This window comes from Chromobacterium fluminis, assembly GCF_011602385.1.
Taxonomy (GTDB): domain Bacteria; phylum Pseudomonadota; class Gammaproteobacteria; order Burkholderiales; family Chromobacteriaceae; genus Chromobacterium; species Chromobacterium fluminis.
In genome coordinates this window covers 1-739 of sequence record NZ_JAAOMA010000120.1, presented here as the reverse complement: position 1 = coordinate 739, position 739 = coordinate 1, and the positions used below count along the sequence as shown (strand labels likewise).

2 protein-coding genes are annotated in these 739 nt (G+C 69.3%); both read right to left on the bottom strand.

Going from position 1 to position 739, the window contains the following annotated elements:
- The coding region (locus HA052_RS27135; protein ID WP_501037523.1) for a glycosyltransferase family protein at window positions 1–607 on the bottom strand (607 nt) is incomplete at its 3' end.
- A 1-nt stretch (window position 608) separates the two neighbouring features.
- Window positions 609–739 (bottom strand): hemolysin secretion D, plasmid domain protein (locus tag HA052_RS27865; RefSeq protein ID WP_240937600.1); only part of this gene is annotated, 131 nt, incomplete at its 5' end.

The following is a 739-nucleotide window of genomic DNA, read 5'->3' as shown; positions in this document are numbered from 1 at the left end:
GCAGGGTCAGCGTCGCCGTCGGGTCCGGCCCCAGTTGGCCGCAGCGGATGCCTTCGTGCTGGATCTGCACCTTCGGCCGGTAGGCCGCCGGGTGCAGGCTGTGTTGCCAGTGGGTGGGGGTGACGCTGTGATCGGCGTGTTCCAGGTTGAGCAGATGCAGCGCGTTGCGCGCCCGCAGCCGTGCCGCGCCGTCCAGGCTCAGCGGGAATTCGGGGTCGAAGTCGGCGTCGGCGCCTTGGCCGTGGTAGTAGTATTCGCTGTAGTGGATCAGCCGCGCCGCCGGGAACAGGTCTTTGAGGAACAGGGTTTCGCCCCAGCCGGGGTGGGCCAGGATGGCGTCGGGCCGGTAGCCGCGCTGTTGCAGCGGTTGTAGCGCGCGCAGCACTGCCTGGCCGTGCAGCACCGCGTCTTCGTAGCTGTGCAGATAGGGGTGGGTGTGCCGGTGCGGGCCGCGGTGCGGCCGGTAGCGCAGCAGTTTGACGCCGGCCAGGCCGGGCGCGCTGTCGCGCCCCACCGCCAGCAGGTCGATGTCCGGTCGCCCTTTCAGGTGTTCGGCGATGTGACGCAGTTGGCCGGGGAAGTTTTGGTGGATCAGCAGCAGTTTCATCTCAGCGCTCGCGCAGGCCTTCGCCCACGTGCTGTTGCAGCGGGCTGAGGAAGTAGTCGATCACCCGCCGCCGCCCGGTCTTGATTTCCGCGCTCACCATCATGCCGGCGCTGAGCCGCACCCGCGCGCCGT